This is a genomic window from Mixta calida (genome assembly GCF_002953215.1).
Lineage (GTDB): Bacteria > Pseudomonadota > Gammaproteobacteria > Enterobacterales > Enterobacteriaceae > Mixta > Mixta calida.
The window spans coordinates 3238145-3258372 of sequence record NZ_CP026378.1 but is presented as its reverse complement, the minus strand read 5'-3'; the positions used below and the strand labels follow the sequence as shown (position 1 = coordinate 3258372).

19 protein-coding genes are annotated in these 20228 nt (G+C 58.3%); 10 read left to right on the top strand and 9 right to left on the bottom strand.

What is annotated here, in order from left to right; translation table 11 throughout:
- The first annotated feature begins 89 nt into the window (after positions 1-89).
- Genes C2E16_RS15505 through pstB form a run of 3 tightly spaced genes read left to right on the top strand, consistent with a single transcriptional unit; the run spans position 90 to position 4640 of the window.
- The gene (locus tag C2E16_RS15505; RefSeq protein WP_104951562.1) at positions 90-2216 is read left to right on the top strand and encodes an ABC transporter permease subunit; all 2127 of its coding nucleotides are present in this window, start codon (positions 90-92) and stop codon (positions 2214-2216) included.
- Positions 2213-3862, top strand: coding sequence for a phosphate ABC transporter permease PstA (gene pstA / locus C2E16_RS15500; protein ID WP_104951561.1), 1650 nt, complete (start codon positions 2213-2215; stop codon positions 3860-3862). The genes C2E16_RS15505 and pstA overlap by 4 nt, the downstream gene beginning before the upstream one ends.
- Before the next feature lie 10 nt (positions 3863-3872).
- Complete coding sequence (gene pstB / locus C2E16_RS15495) at positions 3873-4640, top strand: phosphate ABC transporter ATP-binding protein PstB (RefSeq protein WP_038624757.1); 768 nt, start codon at positions 3873-3875, stop codon at positions 4638-4640.
- Between the two features lie 48 nt (positions 4641-4688).
- On the opposite strand, the gene purN is transcribed toward pstB, so the two are convergent.
- Positions 4689-5327 (bottom strand): phosphoribosylglycinamide formyltransferase, encoded by a 639-nt coding sequence (gene purN / locus C2E16_RS15490; RefSeq protein ID WP_084970846.1) that lies wholly within the window; start codon positions 5325-5327, stop codon positions 4689-4691.
- Complete coding sequence (gene purM / locus C2E16_RS15485) at positions 5324-6361, bottom strand: phosphoribosylformylglycinamidine cyclo-ligase (RefSeq protein WP_038624761.1); 1038 nt, start codon at positions 6359-6361, stop codon at positions 5324-5326. The genes purN and purM overlap by 4 nt, the downstream gene beginning before the upstream one ends.
- A 234-nt stretch (positions 6362-6595) precedes the next feature.
- Between purM and upp the strand changes: the two genes are divergently transcribed.
- Entirely contained in the window at positions 6596-7222 is a 627-nt protein-coding gene (gene upp, locus C2E16_RS15480) for a uracil phosphoribosyltransferase (protein WP_038624763.1), read from the top strand.
- A 62-nt stretch (positions 7223-7284) separates the two neighbouring features.
- Positions 7285-8568: a uracil permease gene (uraA, locus tag C2E16_RS15475; RefSeq protein WP_084970848.1), complete on the top strand. Its 1284-nt coding sequence runs from the start codon at positions 7285-7287 to the stop codon at positions 8566-8568.
- A gap of 223 nt (positions 8569-8791) precedes the next feature.
- Here the strand turns inward: uraA and C2E16_RS15470 are convergent, their stop codons facing one another.
- Genes C2E16_RS15470 through C2E16_RS15460 form a run of 3 tightly spaced genes read right to left on the bottom strand, consistent with a single transcriptional unit; the run spans position 8792 to position 11210 of the window.
- Positions 8792-10075: a cytosine permease gene (locus tag C2E16_RS15470; RefSeq protein ID WP_038624767.1), complete on the bottom strand. Its 1284-nt coding sequence runs from the start codon at positions 10073-10075 to the stop codon at positions 8792-8794.
- 20 nt (positions 10076-10095) lie between these two features.
- On the bottom strand, positions 10096-10773 hold the full coding sequence (locus C2E16_RS15465) for a helix-turn-helix transcriptional regulator (protein ID WP_084970850.1): 678 nt from the start codon (positions 10771-10773) through the stop codon (positions 10096-10098).
- A gap of 26 nt (positions 10774-10799) precedes the next feature.
- Positions 10800-11210 carry a GNAT family N-acetyltransferase gene (locus C2E16_RS15460; RefSeq protein WP_084970852.1) on the bottom strand — a complete coding sequence of 137 codons (411 nt, stop codon included), beginning with the start codon at positions 11208-11210 and terminating at the stop codon, positions 10800-10802.
- A 358-nt stretch (positions 11211-11568) separates the two neighbouring features.
- Here C2E16_RS15460 and hda point away from each other — a divergent pair, with 358 nt between their 5' ends.
- Positions 11569-12270 (top strand): DnaA inactivator Hda, encoded by a 702-nt coding sequence (gene hda, locus C2E16_RS15455; RefSeq protein WP_218925965.1) that lies wholly within the window; start codon positions 11569-11571, stop codon positions 12268-12270.
- A gap of 3 nt (positions 12271-12273) precedes the next feature.
- On the opposite strand, the gene arsC is transcribed toward hda, so the two are convergent.
- Both arsC and bepA read right to left on the bottom strand, forming a co-directional pair.
- Entirely contained in the window at positions 12274-12627 is a 354-nt protein-coding gene (gene arsC, locus C2E16_RS15450) for an arsenate reductase (glutaredoxin) (protein WP_038624775.1), read from the bottom strand.
- Between the two features lie 15 nt (positions 12628-12642).
- Positions 12643-14109 carry a beta-barrel assembly-enhancing protease gene (bepA, locus tag C2E16_RS15445; protein WP_084970854.1) on the bottom strand — a complete coding sequence of 489 codons (1467 nt, stop codon included), beginning with the start codon at positions 14107-14109 and terminating at the stop codon, positions 12643-12645.
- 707 nt (positions 14110-14816) lie between these two features.
- Here bepA and C2E16_RS15440 point away from each other — a divergent pair.
- From C2E16_RS15440 to C2E16_RS15425, 4 genes are all read left to right on the top strand, one after another.
- Positions 14817-15422, top strand: coding sequence for a DsrE family protein (locus tag C2E16_RS15440; RefSeq protein ID WP_038624779.1), 606 nt, complete (start codon positions 14817-14819; stop codon positions 15420-15422).
- Between the two features lie 49 nt (positions 15423-15471).
- Complete coding sequence (locus tag C2E16_RS15435; RefSeq protein WP_038624781.1) at positions 15472-16077, top strand: DsrE family protein; 606 nt, start codon at positions 15472-15474, stop codon at positions 16075-16077.
- A gap of 254 nt (positions 16078-16331) precedes the next feature.
- Positions 16332-17927: a sensor domain-containing diguanylate cyclase gene (locus C2E16_RS15430; protein WP_084970856.1), complete on the top strand. Its 1596-nt coding sequence runs from the start codon at positions 16332-16334 to the stop codon at positions 17925-17927.
- Positions 17928-18014: 87 nt separating this feature from the next.
- Complete coding sequence (locus C2E16_RS15425; RefSeq protein ID WP_038624785.1) at positions 18015-19076, top strand: AI-2E family transporter; 1062 nt, start codon at positions 18015-18017, stop codon at positions 19074-19076.
- Positions 19077-19112: 36 nt separating this feature from the next.
- Here C2E16_RS15425 and bcp read toward each other — a convergent pair whose 3' ends face one another.
- Together bcp and C2E16_RS15415 are read right to left on the bottom strand one after the other, a co-directional pair.
- Positions 19113-19580, bottom strand: a complete 468-nt coding sequence (bcp, locus tag C2E16_RS15420) for a thioredoxin-dependent thiol peroxidase (RefSeq protein ID WP_038624787.1) — start codon at positions 19578-19580, stop codon at positions 19113-19115.
- A complete protein-coding gene (locus tag C2E16_RS15415; RefSeq protein WP_038624789.1) occupies positions 19558-20151 on the bottom strand; it encodes a glycine cleavage system transcriptional repressor in 594 nt (197 codons plus the stop codon). Before C2E16_RS15415 ends, bcp begins: the two co-directional genes overlap by 23 nt.
- Between the last annotated feature and the right edge of the window lie 77 nt (positions 20152-20228).

Sequence of the window (20228 nt, the reverse complement as noted above, 5' to 3'; positions counted from 1 at the left end):
TATGGCAGCAATGTCTAACCTCAACAGTTGTCATATCAGTAAGCTACGGGCAACATAGCGGCTTCATCAAAGAGGAAACCGCAGGCACGATGATTGACAATCATATCCCCGTTCACTACAGCAACCGCTCCCGGCGTTTTGTCGATCGGCTGACCGCGCGCGTTATCAGTGCCTGCGGCATTGGCGTGCTGCTGGTCATGATGCTGCTGTTCGTCTGGCTGCTGTGGGTGGTGATGCCGCTGTTCGCCACGCCTTCCATGCAGCCAGGGCTGCGCCATCCTGCGCTTTCCTCCCAGCCCGCCGTTGCGCTTGGCGTCAAAGGCGATTGGGGCTGGCGTATCGACGCGCAGGGCGCGGGGCGCTTTTTCCCGTTGGGCGATGCCCAGCCTGAACCGGCGCTTGCGCTGGCGCGCGGGCCGGTGACCGCCGCGACGACCGCCGATAACAGCAGCGTACTGCTGTTGCAGCCTGATGGCAATTTTCGTCTTGTCCAGCCTGACTTTAGCGCAACGGACGGCCAGCCACGCTGGAAATTTCCGCTTGGCGACCGCCTTTTTTCCGGCATGAGTGACGGCCTGACGATGGCGGCGCTGGCCGTCGTCGATGAGAATACCTGGCTGGCGGCGCTGAGTGACGGCGCGCATATTCGGCTGCTGCGCCTGCAAAACGGACAGTCGACGCAAAGCGATACCCTGGCCAGCGGCCCCGTCGGGCAGCTGCTGCTGTCGCCCAACGGCAAACTGCTGTTCGCCAGCAGCGGCGACAGGCTGCGCGTCTGGCTGCTTGACGGCGGTCAGGTGACATTGCGCGACAGCATCGCCTTAACGCATCCGCCAAAGCAGATGGCGCTGCTGAGCGGCGGCCGTTCGCTGCTGCTCGCCGACGAAAGCGGCATCAGCCAGTGGTTCGATATCGCCGATGAGCAGGGGCTGCATCTGCATCGCATCCGCAATTTCGAGGGCGCCCGCGCGCAGACGCTGCTGATTACCGAGCCGCAGCGCCGGGTATTCGCTACGCTGAGCGCAGAGGGCGAAATCAATCTGTTCGCCAGCAAACGCGAAGGCGCTTTCTTTACGCGCAAGCTGGGCGAGGGGATACGCCAGGCGCGCTTCGCGCCGCAGGGCGACGGGCTGCTGATTGAGCGCGCCGACAGCTGGCAATACTGGCGCGTCGATAATCCCTGGCCCGACGTCAGCCTGCGCAGCCTGTGGCAGAAAGTCTGGTATGAAAACTACCCGCAGCCGGATTGGGTCTGGCAATCCACGGCGGTTGAGGAGCCTTATCAGGCGAAGTTCAGCCTGATGCCGATGGTCGCCGGCACGTTGAAGGCGGCGGCGCTGGCGATGCTGTTCGCCGCACCGCTGGCGATCGCGGCGGCGATCTATACCGCCTGGTTTATGTCGCCCGCGCTGCGTCGCTGGATCAAGCCCGCCATCGAGATGATGGGCGCGCTGCCGAGCGTGGTGGTCGGGCTGTTCGCCAGCCTCTGGCTGGCGCCGCATATCGCGACGTATCTTTCCGGCGTGCTGTTGCTGCCTTTCGCCCTGACGGCGACGCTGCTGCTGTGCGGCCCACTACAGCGGCGGCTGCCCGAGCGCTGGCGACCGGCGCCGGGGCGCGAAATCTGGCTGCTGATCCCGCTGCTGCTGCTGGTCAGCGCGCTTTGCCTGTGGCTGACGCCGCTGGCCGATCGCGCGTTTTGGGGCGAGCCGTTGGCGGATCGGCTGCCCGGCGGCTACGAGCAGCGCAACCTGCTGATCGCCGCCTTGGCGATGGGCTTCGCGCTGGTGCCGCTGATCTTTACTCTGGCCGAAGATGCGATCTTCAGCGTGCCGACCGCGCTGGGGCAGGGCTCGCTGGCGCTGGGCGCTACCGCCTGGCAGACGCTGTCGCGCGTCATCCTGCCCAGCGCCGCCTCCGGCATTTTCGCCGCGCTAATGATCGGCTTTGGCCGTGCGGTGGGGGAAACCATGATCGTGCTGATGGCGACCGGCAACACGCCGGTCACCGAGGGCGATCTGTTTCACGGCGTGCGCGCGCTTTCCGCCAATATCGCCGTGGAGATGCCGGAAGCGGCGGCGGGCAGCGCTCATTACCGCATTCTTTTTCTCAGCGCGCTGGTGCTGCTGGTGTTTACGCTGGTGCTGAATACGCTGGCGGAAGTGGTGCGGCAAAGCTTGCGCCGCCGTTACGGACAATCTGAGGGACAGGGATGAAGGCGCTACGTCAAAACGATCGCTGGCGCTGGCTGACGGCTGGCGCGGTGACCTTTAGCCTGCTGGCCTTTGTGCTGCTGCTGTTGCTGCTGGCGTGGCAGGGTCTGCGCCATTTCTGGCCGCAGCCGGTGACGCTGTTTACCCTTTCTCAGCCTGCCGCTGGCGAGGCGCGCCTGCTGGGCGAAGTGGTCAGCGAGCAGTCGCTGTCGCGTCAGCAGCTGATCGACGCCGGTCTGCCGCAGGCGCCGCAGCTGCCGGAGAGCGTCACGCGCTACCTGATTAAAACCGGCAACCGCGACTTCGCGGCGCCCGATTTCCGCACCCTGCTGGAGAGCGATATCGCGCGCCGCGAGCGGCCGCGCGACGTGCTGGTGTTACAGCGCCGCGTCGGCGGCGTAGCGTTCGGCTGGTTCGCCGGCCTGTATGAAAATCAGCAGCCGCTGACGGCGCAGAATATGCAGCGCGCATTGCAGCAGCGCCTTCAGCAGACCCATCAACAGCTGGCGTTGGCCGAGCAGGTACGGCGCAACGAAATGGCGCGCATCACGGCGCAGCTGGAAGCGCTGGAGGCGGAAGCGCAGAAGCGCAGGGCCAGCGGCCAGGAGAATGAACAGGCGCGTTCGGTGCTGGAGGCGAACCGCGCGGAATTGCTGCGGCAGTTTGCTCAGCAGGCGGAGCGGCGCGCGTCGCTGCTGGAGGAGAGCGGCCGCAGCGCGCTGATGCTGCGCGACGCCAGCGGCCAGCTGCACCGCATTCCGCTGATGCAAATTGTCGACGCCTGGTATCCCAACGCGATGAGTTTCGCGCAGAAATGGCATCATTTCCTGCGTGCCGCCTGGCATTTCGTCTCCGATTCGCCCGGCGTCTCGCAGGGCGAGGGCGGCGCTTTCCCGGCCATTTTCGGCACGGTGTTGATGGTGCTGCTGATGTCGGTGGTGGTAATGCCGCTGGGCGTGGTGGCCGCTATCTGGCTGCATGAGTACGCCGGACAGGGGCCGTTGACGCGGCTGGTGCGTATCGCGGTGGTCAACCTCGCTGGCGTGCCGTCGATTGTGTATGGCGTATTCGGATTAGGCTTTTTCGTCTGGCTGATCGGCGGTACGCTCGATCGGCTGTTTTACACCGCCGCGCTGCCGAGCCCGACCTTCGGCACGCCGGGCCTGCTGTGGGCCTCGCTGACGCTGGCGCTGTTGACGCTGCCGGTAGTGATCGTCGCCACCGAAGAAGGGCTGTCGCGCATTCCCGCCGCGCTGCGCCACGGCTCGCTGGCGTTGGGCGCCACCCGCGCGGAGACGCTCTGGCACGTTACGCTGCCGCTGGCGGTGCCGGCGATGTTGACCGGGCTGATTCTGGCGGTGGCGCGCGCCGCAGGCGAAACCGCGCCGCTGATGCTGGTGGGCGTGGTGAAAATGGCCCCGGAGCTGCCGGTCGACAATGTTTTCCCCTGGCTGCATCTCGATCGCAAATTTATGCATCTTGGCTTCCAGATTTACGACCTGGCGTTTCAGAGCCCGAACGCCGAAGCCGATCGCCCGGTGGTCTACGCCACTGCGCTGCTGCTGGTTGCGATTATTCTTGGGCTGAATCTGACGGCGATGGGCTTACGCCATCGCCTGCGCGAGCGCTATCGCTCGCTGGTGCAATAACGGTGAGACCATGACCGCTGATAACGAAACCGCGCTGACGATCAATAATCTCTCCCTCTGGTATGGCGAGAAGCAGGCGCTTGACGGCATTACGCTCGATATTCCGAAAAACCGCATTACCGCGCTGATCGGCCCCTCCGGCTGTGGTAAATCGACGCTGCTGCGCTGCTTTAACCGCATGAATGACGTGATCGACACCTGCCGCATGGAAGGGGAGATCTGGCTGGAGCGGCGCGATATTTTACAGAGCGGCGGCGATCTCTCCGCGCTGCGCCGTCGGGTCGGCATGGTGTTCCAGCGGCCCAATCCGTTTCCCAAATCGATTTATGAAAATGTCGTCTACGGCCTGCGCTTACAGGGCGTGCGCGATCGTCGGGTATTAAACGAGGCGGTGGAGCGCGCGCTGCGCGCGGCGGCGCTCTGGCCGGAAGTCAAAGATAACCTGCGGCAGAATGCGTTGACGCTCTCCAGCGGTCAGCAGCAGCGATTGGTGATCGCCAGAGCGATCGCCATCGAACCGGAGGTGCTGCTGCTGGATGAGCCAACCTCGGCGCTCGATCCCATCTCCACGCTGGTGATCGAGGAGCTGATGACCACGCTGAAGCAGCACTTCACCCTGATTCTGGTAACGCACAATATGCAGCAGGCGGCGCGCGTTTCCGACTACACCGCGTTTATGCATCAGGGCAAGCTGGTGGAGTTCGCCGATACCGATACGCTGTTTACCACGCCGAAGCAGCGGCGCACCGAGGATTACATCACCGGAAGGTTTGGCTGAAGAAGAGAAAAACAGAGAGCCGGACGGCTCTCTGTCTGAAAGGTGCGGCTAATCGCCCGCGTAGCCCTGCGGCGGCAACCTCTTGCCGTCAAGCCAGGCGGCGTTGTCGCGCATCGCCAGGCGTCCATCGACGAACCAGCTAATCACCAGCGGATAGATCGCATGCTCCTGATGCTGCACGCGCGCAATCACCTCTTCTTCGCTGTCGTCGGCGAAGACCGGTACTTTAGCCTGTAACACCACCGGGCCGCCATCCAGTTCGTCCGTCACGAAATGCACCGAGGTGCCGTGCTCGCTGTCGCCGTTTTCCATCGCCTGACGATGGGTATGCAGGCCCGGATATTTCGGCAGCAGGGAAGGGTGGATATTCAGCAGGCGATCCTGATAGTGGGCGACGAAGGCGGGACTGAGGATGCGCATATAGCCCGCCAGCACCACCAGATCGGGCGCGTAAGCGTCGATTCCGGCGATCAGCTGGCGGTCGAACTCCTCGCGGCTGGCGTAATCGGACGCCGCCAGCGCATGCGCCGGCACGTCCGCCCGACGGGCGCGCTCAAGGCCATACGCGCTGGCCTTGTTGCTAAAGACCGCCGCCACGCTGGCGTTAATGCGTCCCTGGCCGCAGGCGTCGAGGATCGCCTGCAAATTGCTGCCGCTGCCGGAGATCAGCACCACCAGCCGTTTCATTTAATAACCACACGCTCTTCGCTGTCTGAAGCGCCGATCACGCCGATTTTCCACGCCTGCTCGCCCGCGGCGTTCATCAGCTCAACCGCCTTGTCTGCTTCGCTGGCGCTGACGGCGATCACCATGCCGACGCCGCAGTTAAAGGTGCGGTACATTTCGTGGCGGCTGACGTTGCCTGCCTGTTGCAGCCAGTTAAACACCGCCGGCCACTGCCAGCTCGCTTCATCGATAACCGCCTGGGTATTATCCGGCAGCACGCGCGGAATGTTTTCCCAGAAGCCGCCGCCGGTGAGGTGGGCGATGGCGTGTACGTCGATCTGCTCAATCAGGCTGAGAATGTTTTTCACATAGATGCGCGTCGGCGCCAGCAGATGATCGGCCAGCGGTTTGCCGTCCAGCTGCTTGCTGAGCGGATCGGTCTGGCTGACCTGCAGAATTTTGCGCACCAGCGAATAGCCGTTGGAGTGCGGCCCGCTGGAGGCGAGGGCGATCAGCACGTCGCCGTCCTGCACTTTGCTGCCGTCGATGATTTCCGATTTTTCCACCACGCCGACGCAGAAGCCCGCCACGTCGTAATCTTCGCCGTGGTACATGCCTGGCATCTCTGCGGTTTCACCGCCAACCAGCGCGCAGCCCGACTGCAAACAGCCCTCAGCGATGCCGGCGATCACGGCGGAGGCGGTCTCTACATCCAGCTTGCCGGTGGCGTAATAGTCGAGGAAGAAGAGAGGTTCAGCGCCCTGCACCACCAGGTCGTTCACGCACATGGCAACCAGATCGATGCCGATGGTGTCGTGGCGTTTGAGATCCATCGCCAGACGCAGCTTGGTGCCTACGCCGTCGGTGCCGGAGACCAGCACCGGCTCGCGGTATTTCTGCGGCAGCGCGCACAGCGCGCCGAAACCGCCCAGTCCGCCCATTACTTCGGGACGACGGGTCTTTTTCACCACGCCTTTGATACGATCGACTAACGCGTTGCCTGCATCGATATCGACGCCGGCGTCTTTATAGCTGAGAGAGGTCTTGTCGGTCACAGCGGTTTCCCCACGCGGTTTGCGGTTTGAAAATAAAGCGCGGCAATTCTAACAGCGCAGGCAAACGTTTGCGAGTGGCATCTGCGGCTGACATTGCGGATTCCGTTTTTTTGACGGATGCTTACCACAGGCGTCGCTTTTGCGCTTTATTACCTCATCTCATATGGCGCCGTCGGCAAAAGGCGGTATAATCCCGCGATTTTTTTTTCCGCTCAACACTCCGGGAGTACAACAATGAAGATCGTGGAAGTCAAACACCCACTCGTCAAACATAAACTGGGCCTGATGCGTGAGCAGGATATCAGCACCAAGCGTTTTCGCGAGCTGGCGTCAGAAGTGGGAAGTTTGCTGACCTACGAAGCTACCGCCGATCTGGAAACGGAAAAAGTGACTATCGAAGGCTGGAACGGCCCGGTGGAAATCGATCAGATCAAAGGCAAAAAAATTACCGTTGTGCCCATCCTGCGTGCCGGTCTCGGCATGATGGAAGGAGTGTTGGAGCATGTGCCGAGCGCGCGCATCAGCGTAGTGGGCGTGTATCGTGATGAAGAGACGCTGGAGCCGGTGCCCTATTTCCAGAAGCTGGTCTCCAATATTGAAGAGCGCATGGCGCTGGTGGTCGACCCGATGCTGGCGACCGGCGGTTCGATGATCGCCACTATCGATCTGCTGAAAAAAGCGGGATGCAGCACGATTAAGGTGCTGGTGCTGGTGGCGGCGCCGGAAGGTATCGCGGCGCTGGAAAAAGCGCACCCGGACGTGGAGCTCTACACCGCCTCTATCGATCAGGGGCTGAACAGCAAGGGCTACATTATTCCCGGCCTCGGCGACGCGGGCGACAAGATTTTCGGAACCAAATAATCCATTCAGCCGACCGCAAGAGTCGGCTTTTTTTTGCCAAAAACAGTTCAAGGGGATATTTCATGACTCGTCGCGCGATTGGCGTTAACGAACGCCCACCGCTCCTGCAAACGATTCCGCTCAGCTTTCAGCATCTGTTCGCCATGTTCGGCGCGACGGTGCTGGTGCCGATCCTGTTTCATATCAACCCGGCCACGGTGCTGCTGTTCAACGGCATCGGCACTTTGCTCTATCTGTTTATCTGTAAGGGTAAGATTCCTGCCTACTTAGGCTCCAGCTTCGCGTTTATTTCGCCGGTGCTGCTGCTGCTGCCGCTGGGGTATGAAGTGGCGCTGGGCGGCTTTATTCTTTGCGGCGTGCTGTTCTGCCTGGTGGCGCTGATTGTGAAAAAGGCGGGCACCGGCTGGCTGGATGTGATGTTTCCACCGGCGGCGATGGGCGCGATTGTCGCGGTTATCGGCCTGGAGCTGGCGGGCGTGGCGGCCAATATGGCGGGCCTGCTGCCTGCCGACGGCGCGGCGGTCGATGGCACGGCGATCACCATTTCGCTGGTGACGCTGGCGGTTACGGTGTTCGGTTCGGTGCTGTTTCGCGGCTTTCTGGCGATTATCCCTATCCTGATCGGCGTACTGGCGGGCTATATTCTGTCGTGGGCGATGGGGGGCGTCGACTGGCGCGGCGTTGAAGCGGCGCCGTGGTTTGCGCTGCCCACCTTCTATACGCCGCGCTTTGAGTGGTATGCGATGCTGACGATTCTGCCAGCGGCGCTGGTGGTGATCGCCGAGCATGTCGGACATCTGGTGGTGACCGCCAATATCGTCAAAAAGGATTTAATCCGCGATCCGGGCCTGCATCGTTCGATGTTCGCCAACGGCTTTTCCACCATTATTTCCGGCTTTTTCGGCTCGACGCCTAACACTACCTACGGTGAAAACATCGGCGTGATGGCGATTACCCGCGTTTACAGCACCTGGGTGATTGGCGGCGCGGCGATTATCGCCATTCTGCTCTCCTGCGTCGGCAAGCTGGCGGCGGCGATTCAGGCGATTCCGGTGCCGGTAATGGGCGGCGTGTCGCTGCTGCTTTACGGGGTGATTGGCGCTTCGGGTATTCGCGTGCTGATTGAGTCGAAGGTGGACTATAACAAAGCGCAGAATCTAATCCTGACTTCCGTCATTCTGATTATCGGCGTCAGCGGGGCGAAAGTGCATATCGGCGCCGCCGAGCTGAAAGGAATGGCGCTGGCGACCCTTGTCGGCGTCGGGCTGAGCCTGATTTTCAAGGTCATCAACGTGCTGCGCCCGGAAGAGGTGATTCTGGAGCCTGGCGATAATAAGCCAGAGTAGACGGCGGCATAACAAAAGGTGCCCTGCGGCGCCTCAGACGGCTAACAAACTTAAGGAGTGGACGACATGGACCAGTGAGCAAAGCGTCCCGCGCAAGGGACTGCGCGGGACGAGCCGGCATGGATGCCGTCTGTTGCGTCTTTGCGAACGGGCCATGTCGTCCGCGACGGCACGGTATCAATAATCTGAGGCGCCGCAGGGCGCCTTTTTTACGTCCGATTAATCAGGCGATCGCCAGCTTACGGGCGAACAGGCGGTGGCAGAGCCAGTAAACCACGCAGGCAACCAGCAGCGAGGTGATGGTCGGCACGCCCCAGTCGCTTATCAGACCTACCGCCGCACCCGCCACGCTGGCGATAATCGCTGACAGACCGATGGTCGGCGTTTCATCAGGCAGACGTCCGTGACGGCGGCTCTCATCCAACGCGGCGCGGTGCGTGCGCAGCAGGAAATAGTCGATCAGCATAATGCCGATCACCGGCGGGAAAACCACGCCCAGCACCGTAAGGAAATCGACAAAGCGGTCAAGAATACCCAGCACGGAAAGGGTGGTGCCCAGCACGCCGATAGCGAGCGTGGTGGGCGCATATTTCCATTTGCGACCGCTCAGCCCCTCGACGGCGTTCACGATGCCCAGCGATGAAGAGTAGAGGTTTAAATCGTTGACGCGCAACGTGGAGAAGACCACCACCATCATGCCGAGGCCGCCCGCGCCCTGCGACATAATCGATACCACGTCGTCGGTGCCGAGGCTTTTGGCTATCAGGATCGCCAGGCCGTTAATGATGAACTCGCCGGCAATAATGGTCAGCAGCGTCACGCCCAGCACCTGGCCGCTGTTGCGCGAATAGCGCGTCAGATCGGGCGTCATCAGGCTGGCGACGATCGCGCCGCCCACCACGATGGTAATGCCTGCGCTGATGGAGAGCGGATCGCCGGGCGGCGTCAGTTGCAACGCGCCGTGCAGATCGTGACCGGTGAGCGCCACCCATGAAACCCAGGCGACCAGGGCGATAAACAGCGGCACCGCGATGCGCGCGGCGATGCGCAGGGCGCGGAAGCCGAAAGTGACCAGAATGGTTAACACGCTGCCGGAAAGCGCGGCGGACCAGCCGAAGCCCAGGCGATGATCCAGCGCCACATCCAGCGATTTGGCGAAAATGGCGTTCTGGATGCCGAACCAGCCGAGTAGGCTGATCGCCACGATCAGGCCGATCAGTACCGATCCCAGACGGCCAAAGCCGCACCAGCGCGCCAGCAGGCTGCCGGAAATGCCTTCGCGCATGCCCGCGTAGCCAAGACCAAAGGTGACTACGCCGAAGATCAGGCTACCGACGGCGATAGCGATAAAGGCGTCGACCAGCGTCATGGAGTGGCCCAGCACTGCGCCCAGCATAAACTGGTCGAGGGCGGTCAGCATGCCCATATGGACAATGGCGACGCTCAAAAAGGAAACTTTTTTATCCTGTGGTACCCGCGTCAGCGGGAAATCGTCGATTTTTATCATGAACACGTTCCGTGAGAATTTCAGATAAACTGAATGCCTTTTTCAAGCAGGCGGTAAGGAATATAACTATCAAGCTGCGCATGGCGGCAATATTCTTCAAACTGGTTCAGAGAGTGCACGTCCGCTTTTTGATAGATGTTATAAATACGATTTTGAATCGTTTTTGGACTGATATTGTATATTTTGGCGATCTCCTTAACGGAAAGTCGCTGAAGCATAAAGAAGATAATATCCAGCTCCGACTGGGTAAAAAAATTACCAGGAATATCGGTCGTCAGGACGCTGGGCATCTGTTGGTTGATATATTTATGCGGTGAAAGGGTATTAAACGGCTTCGCATTCCACATAACGCCGATATAGTCGCCGCTGCTGTTATAAACAGGCAGCTTTTCGCTAATCCATGGCGTCAGGTAATTTTTACCGAACCAGTAATGCGTTTCGATAACCGCCGTTTGCCTGCGTGATGTTTCCGTTCGTCGGTCATGCTCCTGTAAATCGTCCGCGCATTCCGCCCAGTCGGCCGGAAATTCCGCATCCGTTTTACCGACAATATCGAAATTCAGCGGCGTGTTGGTATAAAGCAGGGCGGCCTTATTCATATAGATATGCCGCGATTCCCGATCCTTTATCCCCCAGGGCTCGCTGAGATGCTCCATCATCGCTATCAGGCTGGTGAAACTGGCGTCGATATCGGACATGATGATATTTACCCTGTCGGTAACGATTAGAGATCTTTCGCCAGATAATATCGCGTATGTTTATGCGCGTAATTGCCCAGATGACCATATTCCCGATAGCCGAGCTTTTCATAAAAGCCCTTCGCCTGGAAACTAAAGGTGTCCACATAGGCCATATGGCAGCCGCGCTGAATCGCCTGTTTTTCCGCTTCCAGCATCAGCTGGCGGCCAAAACCCTGCGCTCGATGATCGTCACTGACCCAAAGATATTGCACTTCGAGGCCGCCCCACCAGGTTCTGGCGACCAGACCGCCGGCAATGTGGTTTTCTTCGTCCCTTAAAGTGATAAACAGCGGGTGAATATCCACTTTATCGAATTTATCGTTGTGCGCCCACAGACTGTCAATGACAAAATCCTCATCCACCTGAGCAGGATTATCCGTCACGTTGATTTTCATTGATGATGTTTTCCTTGTGAAATAGTCGTCATATTTATAATTAAAAATATATAAACTTCCGTGCGCCAGACTTATTACCACTTTTAACCATATACGGCAAGAGAGAATTTCCCCTGTTCCCCCATGTGGCGAAATTCGGTATGGTACTATTCGAAATAAAGTATTAAATATTACAAAATTAAAAAGATATTCTACTTAATCAGATAACATTGAATTCCCCAACACCAGGGAACCTTATCAACTTACCGCTTGCGCTGCGCCTGATCTGTCAGGCGCAGCGCTTCGTTCCTGTTTCATTTCCTTTGAAAAGATGTGTTAAACTACCGCCGTTTTTAGCCCGTTCAAACTTGAGGTGCTTCTGAACACGCCGGCACAACTTTCACTGCCTCTCTATTTACCGGATGATGAAACCTTCGCCAGCTTTTGGCCGGGTGAAAATGCGTCCCTGCTGGCCGCACTTAAAGGCGCTCTGGCGCAGGAACATGGCAGCTATCTCTATTTCTGGTCACGCGAAGGCGGGGGGCGCAGCCATTTACTGCACGCCGCCTGCGCGGAAATGTCCATGCGCGGCGACGCCGTCGGCTATGTGCCATTGGATAAGCGCACCTGGTTCGTGCCGGAGGTGCTTGACGGTATGGAGCAGCTGGCGCTGGTCTGCATCGACAATATTGAGTGCATTGCCGGCGAGGAAGAGTGGGAAATGGCGATTTTCGATCTCTACAATCGCATCCTTGAGACCGGCAAGACCCGCCTGTTAATCACTGGCGATCGTCCGCCGCGTCAGCTGAATCTGAAGCTGCCGGATCTCGCTTCGCGTCTTGACTGGGGGCAGATCTACAAACTGCAGCCGCTTTCCGACGAAGATAAACTGCAGGCGCTGCAGCTGCGCGCCAGCCTGCGCGGTTTTGAGCTGCCTGAAGATGTGGGCCGCTTCCTGCTGAAACGGCTTGATCGGGAGATGCGCACCTTATTCATCACGCTGGATCGGCTCGATCGTGCCTCGATCACCGCCCAGCGCAAGCTAACGATCCCCTTCGTTAAAGAGATCCTGGCGCTGTAAGATCTACAGGATCTCCAGCACCTGCTCCGGTGGACGCCCCAGACGCGCTTTTCCCTGCGCCACGACGATCGGGCGCTCCATCAGTTTCGGATGAGCGGCCAGCGCCGTCAGCAGCGCTTCTTCGCTCAGCGCCGGATCGTCCAGCCCCAGCGCCTGATATTCCTCTTCTTTAGTACGCATCAGCGCGCGCACGCTGCTCAGCCCAAGCGACTGCACCAGCTGGCGCAGCGTCGCGACGTCGGGCGGTTGTTGTAAATAGAGCACGACGTTCGGCTCGATGCCGCGCTGTTCCAGTAGCGCCAGCGTTTCGCGGCTTTTGGAGCAGCGTGGGTTGTGATAAATGGTGACCGTGGTCATTCACTTTTCCTCTGATTAACGTCCTTTCTGATACTGTCGGAAGCGCAGCTGTAACTGACGCAGCTGGTCGATGCGCGCGTCATAGCGCGCCTGTTGCAGACTGCCCAGCTTAACCTGCGCGCTGGCGCTGCTGAGCGTGGTAATCGCCTGATCCAGCTGACCGGTAAGCGCCAGCCCTTCGGCACGCGCCGACAGCTCCTCATCGCGCAGATTTTGCGCCGCCGACGCCTGCGCCAGCAGGTCCCAACCGTTGACGTCGTCAGGATGCGCCCAGGTATAGCGGTTTAATACGCGGCTGGCGGCGGCGGGCTGCTTCGCTTCCAGCAGGGCGTTCGCCAGGTTGAGCTGCAAAACCGGATCGCTGCTGCTGGCCTTCAGCGCCGACAGGCGAGCAACCGCCTGCTGCGGCTGGTTCAGCCCGATATCGATGTCGGTCATGATATCGAGAAACCAGACATTATTCGGCGCTTTCGCCAGTAGCGGTTCGATAATCTTTTTTGCGTTGGCGAAACTTTTCGCTTCCAGGAACAGCAGCGCTCTGCCGTACTGCGCCGCCTGCTGCTGGCGCGCGTTGCCTTTGGACCACTCAACCAGCAGATCCTCGCCCAGCTGATTCTGCCCGGTGGCGTACATGCCCAGCGCGCGCGCTTTCGCCATGTAGTAATCCTGTGAGGATTGCACAACGACCGGACGCATCTGTTCGGCGCGGTTGCGGGCATCGGCCAGACGGCTGTCAGGCAGCGGGTGCGTCAGCAGAATTTCCGGCGGCTTAGAGGCGAAGCGCGACTGATCCGCCAGCTTTTGCAGGAAGGTCGGCATCGCCTGCGGATCGAAACCGGCGCGTTGCAACACCTGAATGCCGATACGATCCGCCTCCTGCTCATTGTTTTGCGTGAAGGAGATAATGCCCTGCTGGGTGCCGGCTAATGTGCCGGCCAAACCCGCCATGCCCGCCTGCGGATTCGCCATCGCCAGCAGAATCGAGCCGAGCGCGCCGACCCAGGTCAGCGGCGCGTTGCGCTGCTGATCTTCCATCGCGCGCGCCAGGTGGCGTTGAGTGACGTGCGATATCTCATGCGCGATGACCGAAGCCAGCTGGCTTTCATTATCGCTGGTGCGGAACAACGCCGAATGCAGCACCACGTTGCCGCCGAAAAAGGCGAAGGCGTTGATCTCATCGTTGCGGATCAGGTAGAAATGGAAAGGGGTGCGCACCGAATCAGCATGGGCCACCAGTCGCATGCCAAGCTGATTGATGTACTGATTCAGCAGCGGATCGTTAATCAGCGGCGCGCTGGCTCGCAGCTGGCGCACATAAAAATCGCCCATCTGCAGTTCCTGATTAATCGATAGCGTGCCGCCTGCGGTGGTGCCGATATCCGGGAGCGAATCAGCGACGTCTGCCTGGGAAGTAACCACGTTGCCCGCCAGCAGCGTGACAATAAGCGAGGCGATGACATTTTTCTTCAAGCGATTGAACATACTTCTTCCCCTGGGCAGAGAGTAAAGTTTTGACCGGCTACGTTGCGGATCGTTCATACGGCAGCGCGACGCAGGCGCTCAGGGCGCTATCTTAGCGGGGTAAACCGCATAATGAAATGGCTGTTTAAAAGCGGCGCGCAGCGGCGAAAACCGCATCGTGGGCGGCGGTTAAAATTCAAAGTTGTGTAAACTTATTCAGAGAAATTGAAAGTGGCACGGGTTTTGATTAAGCATCTTCTGAAAAATTATGTGCGGTCAGCCGCAAAAAATTTTCGAAACGTTAATTAATCTACTGTAAAAGGACATTTTTTAATTTGCTGGTCACTATTAACTGGCGTAAATGCGTCGTCTATTTTTTTCTTCTCTTTTTCTCCTCAGATCCATTGTTAACTTTCCCCCTCTCTTTATTTATCTGCATTCCATAACGCTTTCTCTGTTATTGGCTGGATCGGGAAGGGTGCTGGCCTTTATGAGGATATTCTTAATGCAGGAAGCCATCTTTAAATCAAGTACTTAGCGTGGAATTAACAAAAACAGAAGATGATTTTTTTGGTTGACTTTCACCTTGTGAAATTACCCCGTTAGTGCCGCCGCGTAACTTGTGTTTCACCTGTGTGACTCTGTGATATAGATGAAAAAGGCCGCGAAGAACCAGAGTCAAAAATGTCGCTTTGCAGCCGCTGAACATTCATCGGAGAGCCGTAAAAATGCGTTCTGCAGTAGCCTGTTTTTTCATTGCCGTGGTGGGCGGCGTTGTCGGCGTGGGGTTAACCAAAAGCCCGGAAATTATCGATAAAGTCACCGCGCATTTTAATTCTGCTGGTGAAGAAGCCGCAGGTTTCTGGAGTACGCCAGCGATTAACGGCTACGGCAAAATACATTACGAATCTGATGCGCAGTTTCAGCCGACGGTCGGTCTGAGCAACAAAATCGTTTTTCAGATCACCCGCAGCGAAGGGGGAATGAAAATTCCTAACCTGGGCCTTGAGCGTGTGGCGCGCGTAGTGAACTTATACGTCGCCGCCGGCGTGCCGCTGGAGCAACTGCATTTTGTGGTTTCCGTCACCGGCGACGCGACTCCGGCAATGCTGAACAACCAGCAGTTCCATCGCTTGTACGGTTTTGATAATCCCAGTCTCAAACTTATTCAGGCGTTGAATGATGCGGGCGTTAAGGTCACCGTCTGCGATCAGTCGGTTGCCTTTCACCATTTCAAACATGACTGGATAGATCGTTCGGTAGTTCATGCTTTATCCAGCCCAACGACGGTTTCAACCCTGGAAAATCAGGGCTACGCCTTGTTGCAAATGTAATATGTTCGACCTTTTGATGACAACATCCTGATTTAAAGGAGTAATTTTTATGCGTCCCGTATCTTATATCGTCGTCGCGGCTCTGGCCGGTTTTATCGGCGGTAATGTGCTTCAGGCACCACAGCTCTATGACAAAGTGACCAACCATTTTAGCAACAAAACGGAACCGGCTGATTTTTGGTCAACCCCGGCAATTGAAGGCTATGGCAAAATCCACTATGTCGATACGCCGGCCTACAATCCGCGTAACGATCCGAACCTCAGCAACAAAATCGTTTTCCAGCTGAATAAAAACGATGGCGATATCAAAGATCCGCACCTGGGTCTGGAGCGCGTCGCGCGTGTGGTGAACCTCTATTACGCTGCCGGCATTCCCTTGAAAAAGCTTGATTTCGTGGTCTCCATGAACGGCGACGCCGTTATCGCCGCGCTGAATAATGAACAGTTCCACAAAGCGTACGGCATCGATAACCCGAACCTGAAGATGATTAACGAGCTGGAAAAAGCGGGCGTAAAAGTGACCGTCTGCGATCAGTCTGTGGCTTTCCATCATATCGATCGTGAGTGGATCGATAAGTCGGTCACCCATACCATTTCCAGCGGCACGACGGTCGCCACCCTGCAAAATCAGGGCTATGGACTGTTAATGCTCTGATTGCTCGTACCGCTTTCTGTTACAAGGGCGCCGTCTTTAACGGCGCCTTTTTTTATCCGCGTCGGTAAAATCTCAGGTACAGGCCTGACCAGCAGAATTTTATCAATCGCCTCCGGCGGAGCGTTTTGCTGGCTGCTTAACCCGTGTACAATTGAGACGTGCATCTCACCAGGGCGCACGACACAACAAGCAGTAACAATAATAAAGCTCCACAAGGCGCAACATTAAATGATTAACCCAATAAAGGTGAGTCCATGCTAAGGCTGCTACGGCCGAAAACGGACTTACGGACGCTTATTACCCTGCTGGCGGTCGCCAGTATCGTTATCACCCTGGCTAATTCTCTCTATGCCGCCTGGCGTGTTCAGCGCGAGCAGCTGATTACGAATACGTTGGAAGCCAACCGCGTCTACGCCGCCAAGCTGGCCGCCACGACCGGACAGTTTTTCCAGCAGGCGCAGTTGCAGCTTGCCTGGTCTGCCGCTCAGATTGGCGCGCATTTTGACGATGAGACGCTGCTACAGACGGAAGTGGAGCGACTGCGGCAGCAAACCAACAGCTTTAACTCGGTGGCGGTTGTCGACGCTGGCGGCTGGTTGCGCGCCATATCGCCGGAATCGCTGATGTTAAAGGGCATGCACCTCAATTCCGCCAGTTCCCGTGAGGCGCTGGAGCGGCGCCTGCCGCTGATTGGGCAACCCAGTATCTCGGCAGCGAATAACCTCATCGTTTTTATCTCGCGGCCCGTCTGGTCAGAAACCGGCGGCTATCTCGGCTACGTCGGCGGCACCCTCTACCTGAAGCGCAAAAGCGCGCTTAACGAGCTGCTGCTTAGCCAGTTCTACCGCGACGGCACGCAGCTTTATGTGCTGGATCGCGATGATCGCGTGCTCTATCACCAGAACAGCCAGCTGGTCGGCAAAAAACTCGCGCCGCTGCTGCATCAGGAGGCGGGCGCTTACGCCAGCAGCGGCTATCAGGAGATAACCAATGAGAAAGGCGAACCCGTGCTGGCCGGTTATGCGCACGTGCCGGATTCCGACTGGACTATCTTCGCCGTTAAGCCGACGCGCATTACGCTGGCGCCGCTCAGCAGTCTCCTTTTTCAGGTCATGCAACATTCCCTGCCTTTGGCTCTGCTAACGCTGGCCGCCGCCTGGCTGCTGGCGCGGCTGATCGCGCTGCCGCTGTGGCATCTGGCGCGTAAGGCGAGCCAGATGGATGAACAGGATGCCGCGCTGGAGATTAACGGCGTGCGATCCTGGTATTTCGAGGCGGCGCAGATTAAACGGGCGCTGCTTTCCGGTATTGGCCTGCTGCACAATAAAATCGGCCAGCTGAAGTCGGAAGTGCAGACCGATCCGCTGACCCAGCTGCTTAACCGGCGCGGCCTGCATGCGGTGCTGGAATATTTCTCCACCACCCAGCAGCCTTTTGCCGTACTGGCGCTTGATATCGATCACTTCAAACGGGTCAACGACACCTGGGGACACGATGTGGGCGACAGGGTTATCCAGCAGACCGCGCGCCAGCTAAAAAGCTGCGCCCGCCAGACGGATGTGGTCTGTCGTAGCGGCGGCGAAGAGTTTCTGATGATTCTGCCCGGCGCCGACGAGGGGACCGCGCTGGCGCTGGCGGAGCGGGTGCGCGCCGCCACGCAGCAGCACGCCATCGAGCCGGTTGGCGAAGTGACGCTGTCGGTTGGCGTCAGCTGCTGGCTCTCCGACAGCGAAACGCTCGAAGAGAGCTTCCGCCGCGCCGATGAAGCGCTCTACCGCGCCAAGCGCGCAGGACGCAACTGCGTGGTCGCCGCTTCCTCAGCGCATAATGAAAGGCGCGCCTGGCGATAAAGGCTGCACCAGCGTTCAGGTAATTCTGTCTTCTGGCGCGCATTTCAGTACAATCGTCCACCTTGTTAATACAGGGAAGGGAATGCCATGCTGGCTCTTCTTATTCAATGGTATCGCCGTCGCTTTAGCGACCCGGAAGCCATTGCTCTGCTGGTGATTTTGCTGGCAGCGTTTTTTATTCTGTTCTTTTTCAGCGATCTGCTGGCGCCGCTGCTGGTGGCGCTGGTGCTCGCTTATCTGCTGGAGTGGCCGACCGTGCGGCTTGAGCGCCTGGGCTGCTCGCGCAGCTGGGCCACCACCATCGTGCTGGCCTTTTTCGTCGGGGTGTTGCTGCTGTTCGTGCTGGTGGTAGCGCCGGTCGCCTGGCAGCAGGGCATTAACCTGCTGCACGACACGCCGAACATGCTGAACCAGCTCTATCTCTTTTCCGCAGAACTGCCGGCGCGTTTTCCGGCGCTGGCCGATGCCGGGATTGTCGATATCGTGATCGATAACCTGCGCAGCCGTCTCTCCGGCGTGGGCGAATCGGTGGTGAAATACTCCCTGGCGTCGCTGGTGGGGCTGATGACGCTGGCTATCTATCTGGTGGTAGTACCGCTGATGGTTTTCTTCCTGCTAAAGGACAAACAGCAGATGCTTGACGCGGTGCGCCGCGTGCTGCCGCGCAACCGCGGGCTGGCGGGGCAGGTCTGGAGCGAGATGAATCAGCAGATTACCAACTATATTCGCGGCAAAGTGCTGGAAATGGTGGTGGTCGGCGTGGCTACCTGGATCGCCTTTGTGGTGCTGGGGCTGAACTACGCGCTGCTGCTGGCGGTGCTGGTGGGGCTGTCGGTGCTAATCCCTTATATCGGCGCGCTGGCGGCGACGCTGCCGGTAATCTGCGTCGGCCTGTTTCAGTGGGGGCTGGGCAGTGATTTCTGGACGATGATGGTGGTCTATCTGATCATCCAGGCGCTGGACGGCAACGTGCTGGTGCCGGTGCTTTTTTCCGAAGCGGTCAACCTGCATCCGCTGGTGATTATTATGGCGGTGGTGATTTTCGGCGGGCTGTGGGGATTCTGGGGCGTGTTTTTCGCCATTCCGTTGGCGACGCTGATTAAAGCGGTGGTGCACGCCTGGCCGGATACCCTGCGCACGGAGCCGTAGACGATGGTCGTGGCGTCGTTGACGCCACGCACGGCCTCAGGCGGACTTCAGGTAATCCATAACGATGTCGTAATGGTTGCTGGTTTTGAAATCGTCGAACACTTTTTCAATGGTGCCGTTGGCGTCGATCAGAAAGCTGATGCGGTGAATGCCGTCATAGGTTTTACCCATAAAGGTTTTCTCGCCCCAGACGCCGAACTGCTCGCTGACCTCATGGTTTTCATCCGAGAGCAGGGTAAAGTTCAGCAGCTCTTTTTCTGCGAAGCGCGATAGCTTTTCCGGCTTGTCGGTGCTGATGCCCAGCACTTCCACACCCGCTTTTTTCAGCTCGTCCATATTATCGCGCAGGCCGCACGCCTGCACGGTGCAGCCGGGCGTCATCGCTTTAGGGTAGAAGTAGACCAACACGCGCTGTCCCTGGAAGTCGGTCAAATTTACTTGTTCGCCGTCCTGATCGGGCAAGCTAAATTTCGGTGCGGTGTCACCGGCTTTCAGTGGATTCATCACTACTCTCCATTTTTTCGTCATGCTGAGGATAATTCACGACGCTAATAGTGCCTTGCGCATGCAGTTCTGTACATAGGGCATGAAACGCCTGCTCAATTAATGTTGCGTCCCGATGCGCCGGGCTGTGCGCGGTGATTTGAATATAGAGTAAAGGCGGCTGGTTTTCTTGCGATGGCTGCGTGCGCGAGACCAGTTCCGCGATATGCATCTGGTGCGAGTCGAACAGATCGGTGAAACGTTCGATGATGTGCGGCGAGTCATTGACCTCTACCTGCACCCAGACGGTTTCCGGCATCGGCGGCCTGCTGCCGGCGTTGGTGCGCTTCATGACGATCAGCAGCTCCAGTTCGGCGCCCTTTAGCGGCAGCGTGGATTCGATCAGGGTAATGGCGTTCCAGCTGCCGGAAAGCAGCATAATAAAAGTGAACTCATCGCCGAGCATCGCCAGACGGCTATCTTCGATATTACAGCCGCAGCTGCTGACATGACGGGTAATGGTGTTCACGATGCCGGGACGATCGACGCCCAACGCCGTGATGACCAAAAAGTGTTGCGGTGTCTGCGGCAAAATAGGTCTTCCTGTGGGGTAAGCTGATAAGTAACAGTTATAACCCGTAGGTAAACATAAAAAATACCCTCTGCCAA